Source organism: Paenibacillus sp. FSL E2-0177 (genome assembly GCF_037992975.1).
Taxonomy (GTDB): domain Bacteria; phylum Bacillota; class Bacilli; order Paenibacillales; family Paenibacillaceae; genus Paenibacillus_AQ; species Paenibacillus_AQ odorifer.
Genome location: NZ_CP150307.1, coordinates 5,186,216 through 5,207,347 on the forward strand (window position 1 = coordinate 5,186,216; position 21,132 = coordinate 5,207,347).

Below are 21,132 nucleotides of genomic sequence, written 5' to 3' on the forward strand. Positions count from 1 at the left end.
GTACTTTGCTCAACTACCGGACTCAGATGCAGCTATTGACTCATTTGCACAGTAATTCTGGACATTTTTATAGCAATAAGAGCTATACAGTCCGATACCTTTGTAGAATAGCTCAAATAGCCGAAATAGCTGCGATACGGTCCGATGTGTTCTAACTATGATCTACTTTGCCGGGGTGTGTTCTACTTTTGCACGGGATTCTACTTTGCTGGGTATGCTCTACTTTTGCGCGGGATTCTACTTTGCTGGGTATGCTCTACTTTTGCGCGGGATTCTACTTTTCTGAGGTGTGCTCTACTTATACTCCTTCCTCATACGCATCGGACCGAGGGGACCCTATTTCGATGAATCAGGGCATTTTGCTCGGCTATCGGACTCAGATGCAGCTATTGACTCATTTGCACAGTAATTCTGGACATTTTTATAGCAATAAGAGCTATACAGTCCGAAATCTTTGTAAAATGACTCAAATATCCAAAATAGCTGCGATACGGTCCGATGTGTTCTAACTATGATCTACTTTGCCGTAGTGTGTTCGACTTTTGTGCGGGATTCTACTTTGCTGGGGTGTGTTCAACTTATGCGCGGGATTCTACTTTGCTGAGGTGTGCTCTACTTATACTCCTTCCTCATACGCATCGGACCGAGGGGACCCTATTTCGATGAATCAGGGCATTTTGCTCGGCTATCGGACTCAGATGCAGCTATTGACTCATTTGCACAGTAATTCTGGACATTTTTATAGCAATAAGAGCTATACAGTCCGATACCTTTGTAGAATAGCTCAAATAGCCGAAATAGCTGCGATACGGTCCGATGTGTTCTAACTATGATCTACTTTGCCGTAGTGTGTTCTACTTTTACGCGGGATTCTACTTTTCCGTAGTGTGTTCGACTTTTGCGCAGGATTCTGCTTTGCTGAGGTGTGTTCTACTTTTGCGCGGGATTCTACTTTGCTGGGTGTGTTCTACTTTTACACGGGATTCTACTTTGCTGGAGTGTGTTCTACTTTTACACGGGATTCTACTTTGCTGGGGTGTGCTCGACTTTTGCACGGGATTCTACTTTACTGGAGTAAGTTCCGATAGATAGTAAAGTGTGGTATTAGTAACTGCCAAACAGTAATGTACCTAATAGCAATGTACCTAATAGTAATGTAGTATCTATTAGTAAAGTTCGATAAAGTAGCTAATTTCATTAACTGATCTATCAAAAAGAGCGACTCTCCGGTTAATGGAGAGTCGCTCTTTTGTAGTCATTTCAGCTTACTTCAAAATCAAATTATAGATCACTTGAGCCGCTTCTGCGCGCGAAGCGATTCCTTTTGGTGCAAACCGTTCATGACTTTGACCTTGAATCAGTCCTAGACTGGCCGCTTCATTTACAGAAGCAGCGGCCCAAGCAGACACCTGATTCATGTCGGTGAACGCTGCGGCAGTTGCACCGTTGATTGTTGCGCCGTTAGTTGTTGCACCAATGGTTGTTACGCCGTTGGTTGTTGCACCATTGGCTGTTACGCCGTTGTTCAGCTCGTAAGCCTTCATTAGCATCACCGTGATTTCTTCACGGGTGATTTGTGCGCCCGGCTCAAACTTGGACGCACTTCTGCCACTCACGATTCCCGCCTTGTAAGCGATTGAGATAGGCTCCGCATACCAGGCGGATGGAGCAACATCAGCAAAGCTTTCTTTTCCTGTCGCGGTCAGTCCAAGGGCATGAACAAGCATCGAAGTGAACTCGGCACGTGTAACTGCCCGGCTTGGTTCAAACTTTACTTTGCTTGTGCCCTGCACATATAGCTTGGACGCCAGCTCTTGGATTACTGGGTTAGCCCAGTGATTGGCCGGAACATCGACAAAGATGCGGTTCAACTCCAGCACAGCATATTTGCTGAAGTGGCTGACCTCAGCTTTTAATACACCGTTAGCATAATCAGCTTGAATATATTCCAGCCTGCCATTGTCCGCGATATAATAAACACCGCCTCGTTTAGCATTGAAGCCTTCTGCCACTGGCATGATGAGTGTTATTGGCTTATCAAATGTAGCGAGTGTGTCTGTAGTGCCTGACTTAGTGGTAATAGAAAGACTAAATTCATAGATGTCTCCCTTGAGAACAGCAGCCGCATTAGTAGAACTAGCCACTGTAGCAACCAACTCATCGGCCTTGCTGCTGAGGTTCACCATCTTCAGGGCAATCTTGCTATCTTCCCGCTGTCCCTCTGGCAGCTTGTTTTGCAACTGGTGAATTAGCTCCGCTGGTACCTGCAAGGAGAGCTTACCCGCATTCAAAACTAGGGTGTGGTTCGCCAACTGTCGGACTACAGCAGAGGATAACTGAACTTGTTGGATGTCCCCTTTAATCTCAACCACTACCTGACCAGAAGTGCTGCCAGAGGTACCGCCATTGTTTCCTGGATTCCCAGGATTACTCGGTTCTCCCGAATTTCCTGGATTCCCAGGATTACTAGGCTCTCCCGGATCGCTCGGTTCTCCCGGATTTCCCGGCTCTCCCGGATTACTAGGCTCTCCCGGATTTCCCGGCTCTCCTGTAGAGGCCTCTTTGACTGTGATTTCTGCCGATGCTTTGAACCCACCATCTACCGTCTCCACAGTAATGGTGGCCTTTCCAGCTTCTACAGCGGTTACTGTTCCGTACACTACGGTAGCTACAGAGGTATCGCTCGAAGTCCAAAGTACTGCTTTATCCGTCGCATCTTCCGGGGATACTGTAGCCGTCAACTTGCCGGTTTCACCAGCGGTCAACGCAAGCTCTGTCTTATCCAGTGTTATACCGGTTACTGTCTTAGGTGCAGCCGTCAATTTTACCAGTTTCGACTCTGTCGGCTGCAAGGACAATTTCATAGCTCCTGTGGCAGAGGAAACTTCTCCTGTCCAGAGATCTTGCGTAGTATAAATCTCTGCAGTATCCAATCCAGCGCGGCCAAGATCAACTTGCTTATCTGCCGAAGCAGATGCACTGTAATTGAATACGGCCAGATAATAATCATTGCCATCCTTCATAACAAAAGTATCGGCGGCATTGGCGTTTGTATTTCCTTCAAGTGGCTTGAACACTTTTCCTTTTAAAGCTAAATCGAGAACATCTTTGTTGTTGAACAAAGCGGTCATGTACTCCTGTGCTTTTGGATCGTTAACATTGTCAGAGCCAAGCAGTACTGTTCCAGCGATAACGCCAGAGTTCATACGGGTACGCGCTTCAGTCAAGCTGGTAGCACGGGCCAATGCCAAATGATCAGGATCGGTGTAGGTGTAGATCGTGCCATTTTGCCAAAAGCCATAGGTTAATGAATTCAGCATATATTCGGTTTCATTGATCTTGCCGTAGGTGTCGCAGGAAATTCGTCGGCTATGCGCATATTGGCTCGGGAAAATTGGCGCAATTGATGCGCTAATGAACATTTTTCCATCCAGACGTTCTTTCACATAACGCATTCCTTCATTATAAGCTTGGATTCCTGTCGTTATAGTTGGATCGAAATGTTGCCCCTCAAGCGAACCATGCGTTAAGAAATCCAATTTGATGAAGGTGAAGCCCAGAGCTTTAAATTTGTCCAAAAAATAGTTCATGCGCAATTGTGCACCAGGATGTGTTACATCCAAAGGAAAAGCCCCGTCCAGAGTCGGCAGCGGTTGACCCGCGGCATCCTTAAGGACAATATCGCCGTAAGTATATTTATTGTCAGTTCCCTCTACAATCTGGTCCATATTGTTGCCCCAGTATACAAACGGTGCCCAATAAATACCCGCATGCTGGCCATTCCCTTTAATAACCGATACGGCGTCAGTCAGCTGCTTATCATTCAGATTATCCCAATAAGAATCCATGTTAATAAATACATTGCCGTTATTATTGAAATTTTGCAGATTCTCTTTGTAGTAATTGGAGACATCCACTACATCTTGATACGAAAGCGTACCCTCGTAAGCTCCCCAGCTATTAAAACCAACCGGTACGCCTTGTGGCAGCTCGGGGTTTAGCGCAAGTGCAGGTGTAATGATCGCATTAGCTTTGCCATACTCCTCAAGCCCTGTACGGTAATCACTGAAGGCCCCTACCATGATCATAGGTGAGGACAAGTTTGTTCCACTTAAGCTGCCATGAGGCTGGGTATCCCGGGTAACATCACTAGCTGCACCGCCATATACGACCAGCTCATTCAGCCGATTGGAGGAACCTTTCCAGTCGATGCCTGTCTTCCAGGTATCATGAGTTACAGAGCCAAGCACAAGGCCGCTGCGTGTCGAGTTGTTAAACACAGTCGTCATCTCATAGCTGGTATCTGCACGATTCATAGATTGAGATTTATAACGAATCCAAGCATCGTTGTCAAAAGGAACCGTAAGCACACGATTATCCGCACTATCTCCGATATCCACACCACCTGTACGTTTTACGGTAATAGGTGACATATAGTTGGTCTTGACTGCTGTATCGCTGGCCGCATCCAGACGGGTCAGAAAATACTTTTGGTCGTCATAAAACTTGTAGACCTGCTTTAACGTCGGTTTTCCTGTGGAAGTGTGGACAAAAGTTAGCTCCACGCCTTTGCCGAAACCATCCTGAATGTCTACCGGAGCACCAACACTTGTATGACTCTCATAGCTTGTAGTCTCAACGAGCGTATCGCCGATTTTGATACTGCTATAGATCCCTTGCAGCTTCTGTCCGTCAGCCCAGTTATAGCTTACATATCCGGACTTGGTATTATAGGACACTTCATATTGGCCATTTGATACAAGCAGTCCGTAAGTATATTCGGTAACTGTGATAGCTCCGTAGATCTTAGAAGCGCCCGGTGTTCCTAAATCACCGTCTTCCTCCACTGGGGGATTAGGATCCACACCCATAGCTGGCTCAACTATAATCCGGTCCAGATCTGGCGCATACCCGTTGCCATCTGTAAATTTGATTGTATTCTCGCCTTCGTTCAGTGGCAGTGTAAGTTCATACATTCCAACCGTATCCCAGTCCGGTGTCTTGGGCAGCTCATAATACTGCTCTGCTCCACCATTCGCACTAACGTAGAAGCTGCGTGGGTCACCTGAAATATAGGCGACTGTGATTCGGTAATCACCAGTCATAGGGGCTGTAATCTTGTTGAAGGTTATGGAACTGCCGTTATTCAAGTACCCTACCTTCTGACCACCCGAAGCATTCGGGCTAGCGGAAACTTGGGCCTCGCCTGTCAAATCATTGAGTGGAGATTCTGCTTCATAGCTGAGGGTATAAGGAATAATTTCTAGCCGGTCGAAATCTGGAGAATACCAATCATGATCTGAGAAGGTAATAGTATTCAAACCCTCTACCAAAGAGGCCTCCACATCATAGGTTCCCACGGTGCTCCAGCTTGCCGTCTTTGGCATGTCAATCATTTCATCCAGTCCATCGTTAACCTGCATATAGACAGGACGTTGATCGCCGGAAATATAGGAGATGCGGATTAAGTACGTTCCCGCTGCTGGTACTGCAACATTTGTGAACTGTAAGGAACTGTTTTTGTTCAGATCCGTTACGATTTTACCGCCAGAGCCCACACTGCTGTCCGCCACTTTGGCGTTGCCTGTAAGCATATTCTCAGTAGCCTCGGCTTCCAGGATCACACCATGCAGCTTCTCCTTCCAGTCACCCCCGGGTCCTTCACCTGGATCGCTGTCGTCCAGTCCACGGATTACGATCTTATCGATGTCCGGAGAATACCAGTTGTTGTCATCGATCAAGATGGTATTAGCACCCGCGTTCAGCGGAAGCGTCACATCATAAGTGCCTACCGTATCCCAGTCCACAGTCTTGGACGGTTCTTCAAATTGCTTGTCACCGCCATTGGCACTGATATTAAACGGGCGTGAATCGCCAGAAATATAATACACTGTAATTTTATAATTCCCCGGCTCGCTCACGGTCACATTATTGAACAACAAGGAGCTGCCTTGATACATGCCGCCAACTTTTTTCCCTCCGGAAGCCGCTGGGTGGTCAGAAATTGACGCATTACCCGTCAGAATATTCCCATCCGCTTCAGCTTCATAGCTATTTGTATCCTCGGCGTAGACCTTGCCGGCAAACTGAACACCGCTGCCTAACACTAAGCTGATCATAAGAAAGAACAAGACCCCTCTTTTCATTACACGTCCAAACATTTAATCCCTCCATTTAACTTTCTGATATAAGAAAAGCCTTCCGGTTGCAATTCATCAGTTGTTCCTCTTTCCAAATAACGTCTTCAGAACTCCTCTCCTTGTTGTAAGTAACGTCATGTAAGGAATGTACGGCCCGTACCGATTACTCTCTCAAGAATGCTGTATCCAACTATTGCCGTCTGGATTTCTTGAAAGCGCTATCGCAATTAGATGTGTAAAAAAGCTTCCTTTAATCGCAATAATGAATCAAGCCCCTCACATGTGCTGAGTTGTAATACATGCTTATTGTAAAAAGCAAAGGGGCATCTTTCCATATCGCAAGTTTACAATTCATAAAGGAAAGCGACTTTTCTTTCTATTCAGTAAGCAGAAGTGCGGAAGGTTAAATATTTTTCCTGTACTCGTTAGGTGTGACCCCAAGGTTCTTCAGAAATAGAGAAATAAAATAAGACGTGCTTTCGTACCCCACTCTCTGGGCAATATCTTGAATCTTCAGTGACCCGTCTGTGAGCAGCTCCTTGGCCTTATCAAGCCGAATACGGGTTAAATAATCGTGGATCGTGATGCCTGTTTTATCCTTAAAAATAGATCTTAAGTAGTTCGGTGACAGATAAACCTGATCAGACAGACTATTAATCGTAATCGGCTGATCGTAATTTTGTTCAATCACGGTGCGAACCTTGTGGACGAGCTTTGTATTTTTATCCATAAGTCGCTCACCTAGCATGCTCACGGCATCACCCGCAGTGCCCAGGATTAAATCCTCGATCTCATGTAAAGTCAGCGCATTATAGATGGAATGATAGAGCTCCGCCCGCTTAAAACCCTCGGGAACAGACTGATGCAGCTGCTCTAGCAGTTCATCAACAAGATCAATCGCCCAATCACAGATGATTTTTTTCTTGATTCTCAGTGTGGCCAATCCCACGAAATATTGATGCAGCTTTTGTGCGGCCTGCTCGAAGTCCAGCTGATGGATAGCTTCAAACCACTCTTTTCTCTCAAAAGGTGGCATATGTTCACTGTCGAACTGATTCGAAATAGCCGCGGCATGAATAATTAAGCCCGTGCCTTTATAAAAACGTTCATTTAAAATCACACGCGTCTGCTTATACAGATTATGGACCAGCGCTAATTCTGCGGCCTGCGCTCCGACTGCTGCCGTCACCGTAAAATCCAGCGCACTACGAATAGCCACAGCTAAATCCTCCCAAGCATAATAGCCAGGCTGTTGAGTCGCTTCCATGAATACACCTGTCTCGCCATCCTTGTAAGGAACAAAAACAACCTCTATATTTTTCGCCTTAAAAAAGTGATCCAGATAAGAAATCAACCGGCTCATACACTCTTCCAGACTCTGCTGCTCACCCTCCGCCTCTTTGGGATCGATGCTGAACAGTGCCATGGTATAATGATTACTCTCTGGGAGACGTGTCAGCCTATTGAAGTTATTTGCCAGCTCTGCGGCTTGCTCCGCATTTTTTTCAAAAGAAAGCTCCTTAAGAATCTTAGTTTTAGCAGCCTCCATAGAACGTTGTTTCATCTGAACCTCTTCGCAGCGTGCTTTAACCTTTTCGATAACGCTTTCAATTTCAGTCAAATCTAGCGGCTTCAGTAAATATCCAACAGCTCCTACATTAAGGGCCGATTTAACATAGTGGAATTCATCATGTCCGGTGAGGAACATAATTTGCATCTGGTCATAACATTCATGTATTTTTTTAGCCAACTCAATTCCATTCATTATCGGCATCTGAACATCTGTAAGAATAATATCCGGTTGAAAAGCCTCTATTTTCTCCAAAGCTTCTCTACCATTGCTCGCTGTTCCGACTACATAGATGCCCATCTCTTCCCAGCGGATATAATCTCTCATCATCTCAAGACCCATTTCTTCATCATCTACCAAAAAAATACTATACACCTGAGGTTCCCTCCTTCTTGTTGTCTGTATTTGCTCCTATTATATTCTTTTCCCCTTAGTCGATCATCGACCAAATAAATGTAAGTCATTTTCAGGCATGAATCGTTACTTTGTAAGATCTAATCCCAACGTGCTCGTAAAAAGGCTATCGGGTCCTAAGCAGACCAGATAGCCCTTCGATACCTACTCATCATTATTCGGACGCATAATGAAAACGGAGGCTCATCGCCCCCGCCGAATCATTATAACAGCTCCAATTGGCTGTTGAAATAGTAGCTTCCTCCTGTTTCTGCTTGGAAGGTAGTTCTCTGATCTCCCCATCGAAGGGTCACCGTTCCCGGTGCGTAGGTGCGAAGCGTAGCTTCCGTCAACTGCCCCTTCTCCCAAACTACGTCTACCTCTACCTTTCCTTTGGCTCGTAATCCAGACACCGATCCTGTATTCCAGGCTTGCGGAAGCGCTGGCAACAGATGAATTTCATCCGCGTGGCTTTGCAGCAGCATCTCTGCAATGGTAGCCGTCCCGCCAAAGTTGCCATCCACGACAAAGATATTGCACTCTGCCCCACCAATCCCTGATTTGGAGAAACTGAACAGATTATCGAAGCACAGTCCGCTAATTAAATGAGAGATATGCTTATACGCCTTCTCCCCGTCATATAGTCTGGCAAAACTAAGACCGAATAAGGCGGCGGTGAACTCTACATCCTCCAGTTCTTCCTGAGCCATCCGGTTCTCCAGCGTTACCCTTGCTGCCGCGCTTAACTCCGGTGTTCTGTCCGGTGTAATCTGGTTGCTTGGATACAAAGCGAACAAATGAGCCAAGTGTCGATGCTCAGGTTGCGCTTCTTCATAATCTTCAAGCCACTCCTGCAGCTGACCTCTTTTACCAATCTGTAGCGGGGGTAACTTAGCCATAGCTTCCTTAAGCTTCAGCTGAAGCTCCACATCTGTATCGAGCAACACCGCAGACTTCAGGCAGAACTCGAAAAGATCTTGCACGAGCACTTGATCCATGGTCGAGCCCATAGACAGCTGCTGTGCACCCTCGCTGCTATCTGCGGGATAGAAGCTGTTCTCTGGCGAGTTAGAAGGACCCGTCACCAGCCAGCCATATTTCGGATGAATCGTCATATAGTCGAGGAAGAATTCTGCGGCTTCTTTTAGCACAGGATATGCCTGGCGCTCTAGAAATACACGATCCTGACTATATTCATAATGCTCCATCAGATGGATTGCAATCCATAATCCGCCTGTGACATTGAGCCCCCATGAGGTTTCCCAGCCCGGAGCTGTAAACCCCCAGACGTTAGAGAATACATGCGCTACCCATCCTTTGCTGCCATATAAATCGCGTGCAGTTGATTTTCCCGCCTGAGATAAATCTTCAATATATCGCATCAATGGAAGGTGGCTGTCTGCAAGGTTCACGACTTCTGTCGGATAATAATTCATCTGTGTATTAATATCGAGATGATAGTCGCAGCTCCAGCCCATACGGCAAGCCTCACCGTCATTCCAGATTCCCTGCAAGTGCAGTGGAAGAGGTGAATCTTCCCGTGATCCGGCAATGGTTAGGTAGCGGCCATACTGGAGGAACAATGCGAACAACTGAGGGTCCTCAGCCTGATCCTGTGCCAGTAACCTAATCCGCTGATCGGTAGGCAGACCTTCTTTCCCGGAGCTACCCAATTGAATATCCACCTTTGCATAATCCTGACGGTAATCTTGAATATGATCTTCTTTTAACTGTGCATAACCTTTGGTTAATGCCTGCCTTAGGTTGCTGTAGCTCTCCGTCTCCCATTCCTGATTGCTCCGGCGATAATCAGTACTGACCCCAAAATAAATCCGGGCCTCATTAGCTCCGGAAACTCTTAATCGGCCATCCCCCCTGTAGATCGTACCGCCGGATAGACTTATTTTGAGCTGCCCTTTTGCCCATACCCCGCATTTACCATTACTATGCACCTTTTCTGTAGCTTGCCCCTTGAATTCAATAGTGTCGCCATCCACAACCTCAGTCGTAAACGATTCTGTCCCACCTTCGATGGCAAGCGTAAAGGATACCCCTCCAGGCTTATCGCTCCAAATTCTTGAAACTACCAGATCATCGGCATGTGAAGCGAAGACCTCTCGACGGATTGTTGTTTCGCCGCTCTCATAGACCGCCCCAGACACTGCACTTGTCAATTCCAGCTCCCGCCGAAACACACCGCCTGATTTAACATCCGCATCCTGGGCAAAATCAATAACCACCTCGCATAATCCCAGGTTCGTACCGAAATTTTGTTTTTTAGGCTGTAAATACTGTTTGGCTAAACGATCACCGCTGTCATAATCGCCGGCAAAAAAGTGACTTCGCATCTCTTCCAGCGCAGTTCTACCTCCGGCAGGAGCAGACTCGGGATCCGTTTGCCCAGACCAATAGGTCACCTCGCTCATGCTCCACACTTCACGATGCGGCGCCGCCATTACAACAGCACCTATTCTTCCGTTACCCAACGGCAACCCTTGCGACCAGCTTGTTGCAGGGGTTGAATACCACAATTTAAAATCGCTCATTTGATCGTCTCCTGTCTGTAATAGACCTTCAAAAGTTGTTGTTAATTAATCCGCTTTCTCTGTTATTAACATTGTGTATTTATCGCATTTATCGTAACATCATCAGTACTACTAGTCTTTGTTGACTCGTTCATTCATTTGACAATTTATCCGTTATCCCAAATATTTAACTACAGGCCAAAATTAAGAAATGCTGCTAGCAAAGGGGTATAGTATGAACAAACTATCTGAAATCACACCGTATGTTGGAGCAATCATGCCTTATCTGTACGACGGAAGCAGCAATGAGCATCTGCGCGTCGGCAATGCCTACGCCTTTCATCTGTTTACCGATGGCCCCGGTGAGATGGAAATCGACGGAGTTCGTTATCCGATTGAGCGTAGAACACTGGTGTTTCTGCGCCCCGGCCAGCCACATGCCTTTCATATTTCCCCTTCTCATCCACTCTCGTCCTACAATGTCTATTTTGATTTGTGGGACAAGCAGTCGCCTATGTCTACTAATCTTTCTTTTATCCATGCGCCTGAACCCTTTAGGCTTGAGAAAAAGGCCACCGAAGTCCCCTGTGCCGAGCTGAAAGAATTGCCCTGCGTTTTCCCGCTAGCTAAATATCCACAGCTATACGATAGTCTTGTGATGATTGCCAAAATATACAATGAAGCGATATTCTACCGGAATGAAGCGGTTCATAGCTTGTTATACGGTTGGATATTAAGCTGGTATAATGCCCTCCATCAGCATCAGCCAAGCGATTATCGGATTGTGCGCCTGTTGGAGTATTTGAACACTCATCCCGAACGTGGTAAATCTATCGAAGACTGGGCACAGCTCTGCGGACTCAAGCGAACTTATTTTCATGAGCTGTTTCTGCGAGAAACCGGAATGACGCCGCGCGCTTATCATCATAATCTCGTTATGCGGCGGGCGGCAGGTCTGCTTCTGGAGAGCGAGCTAAGTGTTACTGCCATTGCTGAGAAATTAGGCTATCCTTCGATCCATCCCTTTTCCAGACATTTCAGTGCCTGCTACGGCATAAAACCCACACAATACCGCCTTAATCCGCAAAGCCGAAAACAAATATAGGTTGTAAAAAAGAATACGCGCTATCCGCAAGAAGCAGAGGGCGCGTATTCTTTTGTTATTTTGCCGTCAATTTGAAGATTTTAGATTCTGCGGGTTCAAGCGTAACTTCCAGCTTTCCTGAGGTTTCCCCTTCTACACCTTCCCATAGGTCCAGCAGCTGGTAAGCAGCTTGAGCATTCAGCCCTGCCCGTTCTAATGAGAGGGATTTAGGAGCAGATTTCGTGACATCGTAATTGAAGACAGCTATATAAAAGGCATTTTCTTCTGCAGATTCGAGCACAAAAGTATCACAGGATTGCTTGCCGAGGTCCCCTTCTATCGGTCTGAAGGTTTTGCCAAGACGAGCAACATCCATAATTTCCTTATTGCTCAGCCAAGCTTTAGCCCGGGCGGCGGCTTCCTCTTTTCGGAAGTCATCCCCTAGCAGCAGCACCGTTCCCGCGATCACCGAAGCGGTTAGCCGGCTCCGGCCTTCATGCCAGCCCGTGGCTTCCTGGTTATGGCTCTTGTACAGTACGGAATGGTCGGGATCATTGAAACGGTACAATGAATCGCTCATCCACCAGCCATGGGTCAAAGAGTTGAGCATATATTCTGTGTCCTGCAGCGTGCCAAAAACATCACAAGAGACACGCCGGCTATGTGCAAATGCATAAGGGAACAACGGTGCGATGGACAGATTAATAAAGAACGGTCGACCAATAACCTCTGGAGACAGCTTATTCTGCAAGTAGGACATACCGTAGTGATACGCCGCAATGCCCGTCGTAATCTCCGGATTGTGATGCTGGCCTTCCAGTGCGCCATGTGTCAGGAAATCCAGCTTGATATACTCGAATCCTTCCGAGATGAATTTTTTTGTATACCAATCTATTCTTTGCAGGTTCCCCGGATGTGTGGGGTCAATGGCTAGCCCTCCATCAACATCCGGCAGAATCTCTCCTTCGCTGTCCCGAAGCAGGATATCGCCATAGGTGTATTTACCGTTCGTACCCTCCACGACATCTCCGAACTGAGTAGGACTTCCCCAGAAAGCGAAAGGGGTCCAGTAAGTTCCCGGTCTATGACCATTCTTCCGCACTAGCTCAAGTGCATTTTTCATTTCTTCTGCTGTGAAATTATCCCAAAAAGCGTCAAAGTTGATGTACAGCGTATCCTCATTCTGGAATCCTAACGGCTGCACTTCTTTTTTCAAAAACTCACTGGTCGACGTATACAAATCATAATCCAGATCAGCCATTGCAGCAGACCAGCTATTCCAGCCAACAGGAACGCCACCCTCCCAAGCCAGCGGAGCTTCAATCCATGTATTGGCCCGGCCGTAAGCTTCAAGACCTTCTCTGTAATCATCATAAAAACCTACGAATACGAGCGGTGACTCCACTCTTTTGCCTTTTACATAACCATGCGGCTGAAAGTCGCGGGTTAATTCACTCACAGCCCCACCGTAAAGATCCAGCTCCTCGATCTGGCCGCTTCGCTCGCTTTTGATACGAATACCCGTTTTCCACACCTTGTGAGTTATGGAACCCATGATAATTCCTCGCCGGCTATCCGGTGCGAACACTGCCGTTACCTCGTAGCTCTCTGTATCCATAGGTGGCTTCACCACTGTATATCTGACCCATTTATCGTTGTCGTAAGGCACACGCAGGATGCTTGGTTCATCCGGTTGACCTGACTCGCCGCCGAGGGATACCGATTTGCTCTGAATGACCGCCATGCGGTTCGCTTTGATATCCTCATCGCTTGCGATCACACTTTGCATCAACACATATGAGGAGGACTCATAAATATAAAAATGCTGCTCCAGCTGTGGCAGCAGGGATGTTTCATGTACAATCACTAGATGAACACCTTTGCCAAAACCTTCACGAACGACCTCTTCCTGCAACTTCAGCACGTGGCTCTGATAGTGTTCAGTATTATATTCCCGGCCCTGCCAGCGAAAGGCGCTGCGAATCCCCTTTACATGTGCAGAAGTCCCGCCGACAACGGATGACTCACCCGTTCCGAGATCAATCTCCAGATTCACCAGGCCATTGGTTACACGGATAAGAGACGTTGTGTCTGTATTCACGTTTACGGTTGTATTACTGTCAGTTAGCATAATTTGCCTCCTTGTTGCTGCATTTTGGACCTTGAAGGCCGCAGTCTCAGTAGCTGTATCCCCCAAGTATGACCTCATTATAAAGAGCGGATAAAGCGTTTTCTATACAACGATCTTCCGATCCATACCGCGATCTAACACATCTTACCTAAACTCTGCTGGTCCTGAAGCTTCATGCTGAAAATGCAAAAAACAGCAGCAGGACCAAACGTTCAGGTCCTACTGCTGTTCATACGCTTATAAAACGGATTATTGCTGATCACCAATGATAAGCTTGTAGGATTGTCCCGCGGTTGTAGCGAAACTTACCCTTCCTTCGGCGGAACGTTCACACTGTATATCCTGACTGCCACAGGTTACCTTAAGTGGGGTGTCCATGCGGATCACACATTCTGTGCCCAGCAGGGAAGTGATCTGCGCTTCCACTAGCTTGCCGTTGTCCCACTGAATGCTGACTTCAAAGCCACCGCGGGCACGTAAACCTGCAACGCTTCCCTCCTGCCATTCATTCGGCAATGCAGGCAGTAGTTCGAGATAGCCGCGGTGAGACTGCAGCAGCATTTCGGCAATCCCGGCGGAGGCTGCAAAGTTGCCATCAATCTGGAAAGGCGGATGCGCACCGAGCAGATTGGCATAAACTCCGCCGTGATTATATTGCTCCGACTCCCCGTCCTTCACCAGCCGCAACATGTTAGAGAGCAGACGCAAGGAACGGTTTCCATCCCGGAAGCGGCTCCATAAAGCGACTCTCCAGCCCAGACTCCAGCCTGTGCTTTCATCCCCGCGCCGCTCCAGCGAGGTTCTTGCCGCAGCAAATAGCTCAGGGGTCTCTTCTTCTGACAACTGGCGGCCCGGATAAATTCCAACCAGATGCGAGGTATGTCTGTGGTACATGTCCTCATCCTCAAAATCAGAGGACCATTCCTGCAGTTGCCCGTACTTGCCAACCTGCAGTGGCAATAGACGCTCACGGGTACTTTTCAGCTCTTCACGCAAAGCTTCATCCGTTCCAAGAATCACTGATGCCTCGATACAGTTCGTGAACAACTCCCAGATCAGTGATATATCCATTGTGGCACCCGGACTGACCGCAGCCACACCCTCCGCTGTCCGGAATTTATGCTCTGGTGAAGTGGACGGGGAGGTCACAAGATTACCCTTGCCGTCGTCAATCAGCCAATCCAATGCGAACAGAGCCGCCTCCTTCATGACAGGATAAGCCGAAGTCCGCAAGTATTCAGTATCTCCGCCAAAAGCAAAATGTTCCCAAAGATGCTGGGTCAGCCAGATGCCGCCCATTGGCCAATAGGCCCAGCTTGGATCTCCATCGCCATAATCACCTACCGGTGCAGTGTGTGCCCAAAGATCCGAGTTATGATGAGCTACCCAGCCCCGGGTGCCATAGTTGGTCCGAGCGGTATCCGCCCCTCTCTTCGCCAGATTGCCGACGAAATCCAAAAGTGGCTCATGACATTCTGCCAGATTGCAAATCTCAGCGGGCCAATAGTTCATTTCTGTATTGATATTCAGTGTATAGTTACTGCTCCAAGGCGGACGAGTAGAGGCATTCCATATTCCCTGAAGATTGGCGGCCTGCGTTCCGGGACGCGAGCTTGCGATCAGCAAATAACGTCCGAAATGAAACAGCAGCTCAACTAGACCCGGATCTTGCGCGGAGTAAGTCGTAATCCGCTGCTCGGTTGACATTCCTTCCGGTGCCAGCGGCTTGCCCAGCCGAAGTTTCACCCGATCGAAAAGTGCCCGGTAATCAGTGATATGCGCTTGAAGCAGGCTGGTGTAAGACTTGCCTTGAGCACTTGCCAAGAAGGAGGCTGCAATGGTGGAGGCATCTTTTCCTTCAATTCCCGGGATTAGGTCATACCCGTTAAAACCTGTAGCCGCACTGAAATAAAAGGTTGCCGATGTCGCACCCAGCAAATGAATCCCACTGCCATCAACCGTTACTTGGCCGTCATCCGCCGTCACGGAGAGTTGTCCTTCGAAAGCCATTCCCTTGCTGCTGCCTGATTCACCGTATCGGATGGGATTGTCGCTCCCGAAATAGCTTGGATCTACATGCTCCGGTGCCGTTCCCGATAGAACATAGCTGTCACCTTGCGGATAAAGGTTGTGACGGAGTGGACTTTCCAGCGTGGCATGCACATTCAATGCGCCTGGCACACTTGCGGTCAAACGAAGAACAAGCAACTGATCAGGATGAGAAGTGAACATCTCACGGGTATAAGTAACATTGCCAATCTGATATTCAATGCGATGCAGCGCATTTTCCACATCCAGTGTACGCTGATAAGAATGATAGACGTTGCCATGTTCAAAACGAAGCAATAGATCACCAAAAGGTAAATAAGATTGAGTATACGGCCCCATCATTTCTCTGGTCAGCGTGTCCGCCTCAACATAACGGCCTTCTTGAATCAGCTGTCGCACCTTTGGCAGAACGTTCTTAGCACCGGGATTGTTACCCTCTTTTGGGTATCCTGACCAAAGCGTATCCTCGTTTAGACTAATTTTCTCCTGTTCCACACCACCGAAGATCATACCGCCCAGACGTCCATTCCCAATTGGAAGTCCTTCCGTCCATACATTTGCTGGCTTGTCATATTGAAGTTTCATACGCGCTCTCCTCACCATCTGTCATTTAATAAATTATCAGCAATTTCAACCTCACTGCAGGCATTTAATTCAATCGCATCATCAAGATTCGAAAGACTCGCCTCACCACTGCCTGCCAGAATTCCATTGCACTTAAAGACCAGTCCGCAGGTGCTCTTGGCACTAAGGGCCAACACATCAATACTTTCAAACTTGTTATTCGTGATGACAATTCTCTGGTGAACGGGAGCACGCTTATCTATCTCCACATTCTCCGGCGAAATAAAGATAACCGGATGCTTTTGACTTCCACATTCCAGAAAATGATTGCCCCTGATGATCACATCCTCCACCTTGCCGGATTCATACCAGGACTCAGCATCCACTGCAATCAGAATGGCATTCATATGCATCCGTTCAAAAATGTTACCCTTAATTTCCACTTTGCGCCGGGTTGTCACAAGAATACCGCGGGTGGGTACTCTCGCGAAGTGATTATTAGTGACTTCAACCTCTGGAGTCCAGGTAACATTCTCAATAACATCATGGCTGCCTATATCATCAGGAGCCGGATGAGCCAATGTCAACAAAAGCTCGCGTGGATTTAGCCGCTTCACTTCGACCACTTCATTAGCCGCATAAGTGGTCAATGAACCGGAGCGAACAAATTCAATTTCGTCCCCCGGATAGAAAGCCATAAATCCGTAGGTCTGATGATGCATGAACCGGACCTTTACTACATTCGCCGATGGCTGCTCTACGATCCGCAGATAAGTACCATGGACATTAACGGGATCGTCATGTGAACCGGAAAAATTACTATCGGCAATGATCACCTTTCCCCGGCAGCTAGACATGTGAATAAAGTCCGCAAAGCCTGTGACCGTTCGTCCCGTTTCCGGACGCGGTGAGAGATCCATACGACGGAAGCTGAGATTCTCGCTGAACTGGCCAACGATGCCAAGTCCATGCAGAAAATGTAGCCCAATATCGCTCAAGGTGATGTTCGAGCTTTCCGTAATGAATACGCCCACCTGATCACGGATGCCGTCACGGCTTTGTAGAACATGCCCCGGAATAACCTCAGGCTGAAAATTATAATGCAGACGGAGCTTCATCGGCTCCAGTTCCTCGACAGTGTCTGCCTGCTCCAGCCAGTTATCCATCCGCCAAGTCGTATTGCGCTGCGGATCATAAGTCTGCATTGGGCCTTCAGAAAAGCTCCAGCCCTCACCGATCCAGACCAACTTATCCTCCCTAATCTCATAACGTGAATCGGGATGTACTTGGACATCGAACGAATGGTCACCGCTTTCGGTAATCGTCATCTCCGTCACAGTTGGCCAGGCATAGTCGGTATGTAAATTACGGATCTCCACATTCTTGCAGCCATCCAGCAGGAGCATCGTTTGCTTGCCGTGAAAAATAAATAATGAACCATTGCCTTCCAACGTTAAATTATATTGTCCCTTCAGCAAAATACCGATGGTCTTAGTGACATCCCTGTTCTCTTCTTCACTGGCAGTATTTGAGATAAAATAAGGTTTGCGGATGGCCTCGTCCGGATAGAAATGATAGCAGCCCTTCGGGCAATCCAGTAGTACCGGACCGGGAATTTCAGCGACAGCCTGTATAGCCCGAACCATGGCTGGCTGCGCGTCTAAACCAGAATCCGGCAGTACTCCAAAATCCGTCAGGCGGATTACAGCAGGAGTAGTTAAGGCGTTATTCTCAGCAGAAGTAATCATCGGCACCGCCTTTCTTTTTTTGTAAACGCTTAATATTTGGCAGTATAATCTCTCCGCTTAAAATAATCAATTGTGCAGCAGTTTCAGAATACGCAGACTGGTGCCTTTACTCTGTTCATCCTTCAGCCCCGTAATGCGTACTGAAACATGCAATTCTTGACGTTGTTCCTGGATCGGAAACATGGCGATAATAGGCCGAAAGGCAAGCGGACACCATTCATCGAATAAGTTCACAGCTTTATAAGAACTGCCATTTAGCGAATATTCAAAAATCCCGCTATCCGGTCCGTAGAGCAGCATCAAGCCTGCGCTTTGCCCGGTCACTGTAAAAGAAAAAACAGCCTCCTTGCTATGGGTATACAGATGCTCTGTTCCAAAACGCCAGTTCATCAGCGGATCTCCTGCAGCCAGTTCGCGAAGTTCGTAACCGTTCACAAGATCAGCCGCACGGAAATCAAGCAGGCTGCCGTATTCATAATTTTGCTCCGCCAAAGGTGGAATATCTAAAGAGCTTTCGCTACTCAAATTCGTCTTGTTAGGAACAAGCGCTGTCTCCAGATACTCTCGCAAAAAAGAGGCATACAGCGCATGACCTTCATCATTGGGATGATATCCATCCGGTGCCAGCTTAGTCCACTCCATTTGTTCCGCCTCTAGCTGCGCATAGACTCTAGCTGCAAAATTAACAGAGGGAAGCTGATAATGTTCAGCTACTTCTTCATGGACAGCAATATTAAAGGGATTACTCCCGGAGAGATTCTTCTCTGCTGCTGTATACAAAAAGCAAATATCAGTGCCCGGTGACAACCGCCTGCATTGGCGGACAATGCCCTCCATCCCTCTAATGGATTCTTCCCGGTCATTGCCGTCATTGACGCTAAATTCAACGAATAACAAATCAATTGTGCCCTGCTGCAGGACATGCTCCTGTAATCGATGAGCACCTAAAGTTGAGTTCGTCCCCCCCACTCCCGCGTTGATGAAGCGGAACTCCTGATCCGCAAACCGCTCCTGAAGATACTTACCAGTGAGTGCTCTCCAGCTATATGTGTCTGCTTCGGAAGCACCTGCCCCCTCCGTAATTGAGCCGCCTAAAAAGGCAACGGTTACAGTCCCTTTTTCCGTAAGCCTGCCGTTAATTTGAGGTAGTCCACGGCGCGGAACTACAAATGAATGATTGCAATGATTCTCGTCTGTCATAACTCAACCTCCATCCACAAAAACCCATATTTTCCCCTGAAATCAAGAAATCAGGTGCGGGGTCTATCATACAGCACCTGATTCTGATTTCAATATTTATTTTTTTGAAGTATCATAAGCCTTTTGTAAAATTTCGAGATAACGGTCAAGCTTCAAGTTCTGCAATCCCTTTACATAAGCGTCCCAGTCCTTGTTCAGATCCTTGTTGCCTGTGATGAATTGCAGCTCATTTTGTTCGATGTAATTTTTCAAATTTGTCTGCAGCAAGCTGGCTTCATCAATCTCACTTGGATCAATCCAGATCGACCAGATGGGGAATAACTCTTTAGGCTCATGACCTTCGTATAGCAGAGTCGCATCATACAGTCTACGTTCATAACCATCAGAAGCAAAGATGTCGGTACCTTGAACGTAAGTATCACGGTATTCTTTAGGCTCATAGAAGTGAGCCATACCACTCCAGCCTGCATTACGTGGTGCTGCGCCTTCTTCACCTGGAATTAGTTTGATCATCGGTTTAACATCTTTACCCAACGCCACATCACCTTCGACCGGATCTGTCCAATCGGTTCCCTTCAGGCCAGCTGCGCCATTCGTTTGGCCTTCTGGTGTGAACATATAATCCACCATCTTGATCAGTGTAATTTGTGCTTCTTCACTTGCTTTGTTTGTGATCACGAATTTTGCACCCGGGACTACGCCGCCTCCATCATGAGTCGCATAGGAAATTCCTTGAGGTCCCGAAATCGGAGGCAGCGGGTTGTAATGTGCTGAACGGGTATTCCCCGGGTCGATGTTTACGAAGATCGCTGGGTGCATACCTGCACCTGCACCTAGAATTTCTGCATCAGCATTTTCACCGATTTTCTTAAAAGCTTCCGCGTTTTGTGTAAAGGCACCCGGATCAATCAACCCTTCGTCAAACAGGGATTTAATATAGGTCAATCCTTCTTTCCACTCCGGAGTAATGGCAGCAGATTGCACCTTTCCATCCTTCATGTTCAGGTAATTACGATCATCATCATAAACAAATGCGTTCATCAAGAAAGGTACGATCCGTACGCCGAACTCCTCGATGGAACCGCTTAGCGGCACTTCATCGGCTTTGCCATTGCCGTTCGGGTCTTGCGTTTTAAAGGCTTTCAGTACATTTTTGAAATCCTCAGTGGTCTTCGGCATCTCCAAGTTAAGCTTTTTCATCCACTCAGTATTCAGCCACATTTTGCTAGGATAGGAACAGTGGAAACATTCTGTATAAGCTACAAGTCCGTAAATGTTGCCATCAGGTGCAGTATTAAGCGTTCTTAGGTCAGAGTTCTTTTCCATGGCTGCTTTAATATTTGGAGCATATTTATCAATCAGATCATTTAGAGGAATGAGTACACCTTGCTTGCCGTATTTCAGTAGATCGGCCTGTGAGAATTGATCAATATAGTGAGTAAGCAGGTAAGCATCCGGATAGTCACCACTCGCCAGTGAGATCTGGCGTTTTTCCTGAGCACCATCCGATGGGTTGATCTGCCAGTTGAATTTGAAATTAAATTTCTCTTCTACATGTTTTGTGAATTTATTGGTCGGAAGGTCGATGCCGGATTCCTGAACTGAGAACACGCTGATCTCAACCGGCTTGCCAGACGAACCCGAACCAGAACCCTGCTGCGTGCTGGATGCGTTATCTGTATTTTTATTTGCACATCCGCTAATTACAACCGTAAATGCCATGACCAG

The 21,132-nt window shown here is 47.3% G+C and carries 9 protein-coding genes; 1 reads left to right on the forward strand and 8 read right to left on the reverse strand.

Annotated features, from left to right (window positions below):
• Nucleotides 1-1,265 precede the first annotated feature (1,265 nt).
• From MHI25_RS23240 to MHI25_RS23250, 3 genes are all read right to left on the reverse strand, one after another.
• On the reverse strand, nt 1,266-6,161 hold the full coding sequence (locus tag MHI25_RS23240) for an S-layer homology domain-containing protein (protein ID WP_340394432.1): 4,896 nt from the start codon (nt 6,159-6,161) through the stop codon (nt 1,266-1,268).
• A 382-nt stretch (nt 6,162-6,543) separates the two neighbouring features.
• Nucleotides 6,544-8,085 (reverse strand): response regulator, encoded by a 1,542-nt coding sequence (locus tag MHI25_RS23245; protein ID WP_076128937.1) that lies wholly within the window; start codon nt 8,083-8,085, stop codon nt 6,544-6,546.
• Between the two features lie 242 nt (nt 8,086-8,327).
• A complete protein-coding gene (locus tag MHI25_RS23250) occupies nt 8,328-10,649 on the reverse strand; it encodes a glycoside hydrolase family 95 protein (RefSeq protein ID WP_339244421.1) in 2,322 nt (773 codons plus the stop codon).
• Nucleotides 10,650-10,863: 214 nt separating this feature from the next.
• Here MHI25_RS23250 and MHI25_RS23255 point away from each other — a divergent pair, with 214 nt between their 5' ends.
• Nucleotides 10,864-11,733 (forward strand): AraC family transcriptional regulator, encoded by an 870-nt coding sequence (locus tag MHI25_RS23255; RefSeq protein ID WP_339244423.1) that lies wholly within the window; start codon nt 10,864-10,866, stop codon nt 11,731-11,733.
• Nucleotides 11,734-11,788: 55 nt separating this feature from the next.
• On the opposite strand, the gene MHI25_RS23260 is transcribed toward MHI25_RS23255, so the two are convergent.
• The 5 genes from MHI25_RS23260 to MHI25_RS23280 form a co-directional block, all read right to left on the reverse strand.
• Entirely contained in the window at nt 11,789-13,843 is a 2,055-nt protein-coding gene (locus MHI25_RS23260; protein ID WP_340394434.1) for an alpha-galactosidase, read from the reverse strand.
• A gap of 249 nt (nt 13,844-14,092) precedes the next feature.
• The gene (locus MHI25_RS23265; protein ID WP_340394436.1) at nt 14,093-16,477 is read right to left on the reverse strand and encodes a glycoside hydrolase family 95 protein; all 2,385 of its coding nucleotides are present in this window, start codon (nt 16,475-16,477) and stop codon (nt 14,093-14,095) included.
• Nucleotides 16,478-16,488: 11 nt separating this feature from the next.
• Nucleotides 16,489-18,204, reverse strand: coding sequence for a right-handed parallel beta-helix repeat-containing protein (locus MHI25_RS23270; protein ID WP_340394437.1), 1,716 nt, complete (start codon nt 18,202-18,204; stop codon nt 16,489-16,491).
• Between the two features lie 66 nt (nt 18,205-18,270).
• On the reverse strand, nt 18,271-19,404 hold the full coding sequence (locus MHI25_RS23275) for an SGNH/GDSL hydrolase family protein (RefSeq protein WP_076128927.1): 1,134 nt from the start codon (nt 19,402-19,404) through the stop codon (nt 18,271-18,273).
• A 96-nt stretch (nt 19,405-19,500) separates the two neighbouring features.
• A complete protein-coding gene (locus MHI25_RS23280; protein ID WP_076128949.1) occupies nt 19,501-21,126 on the reverse strand; it encodes an extracellular solute-binding protein in 1,626 nt (541 codons plus the stop codon).
• Between the last annotated feature and the right edge of the window lie 6 nt (nt 21,127-21,132).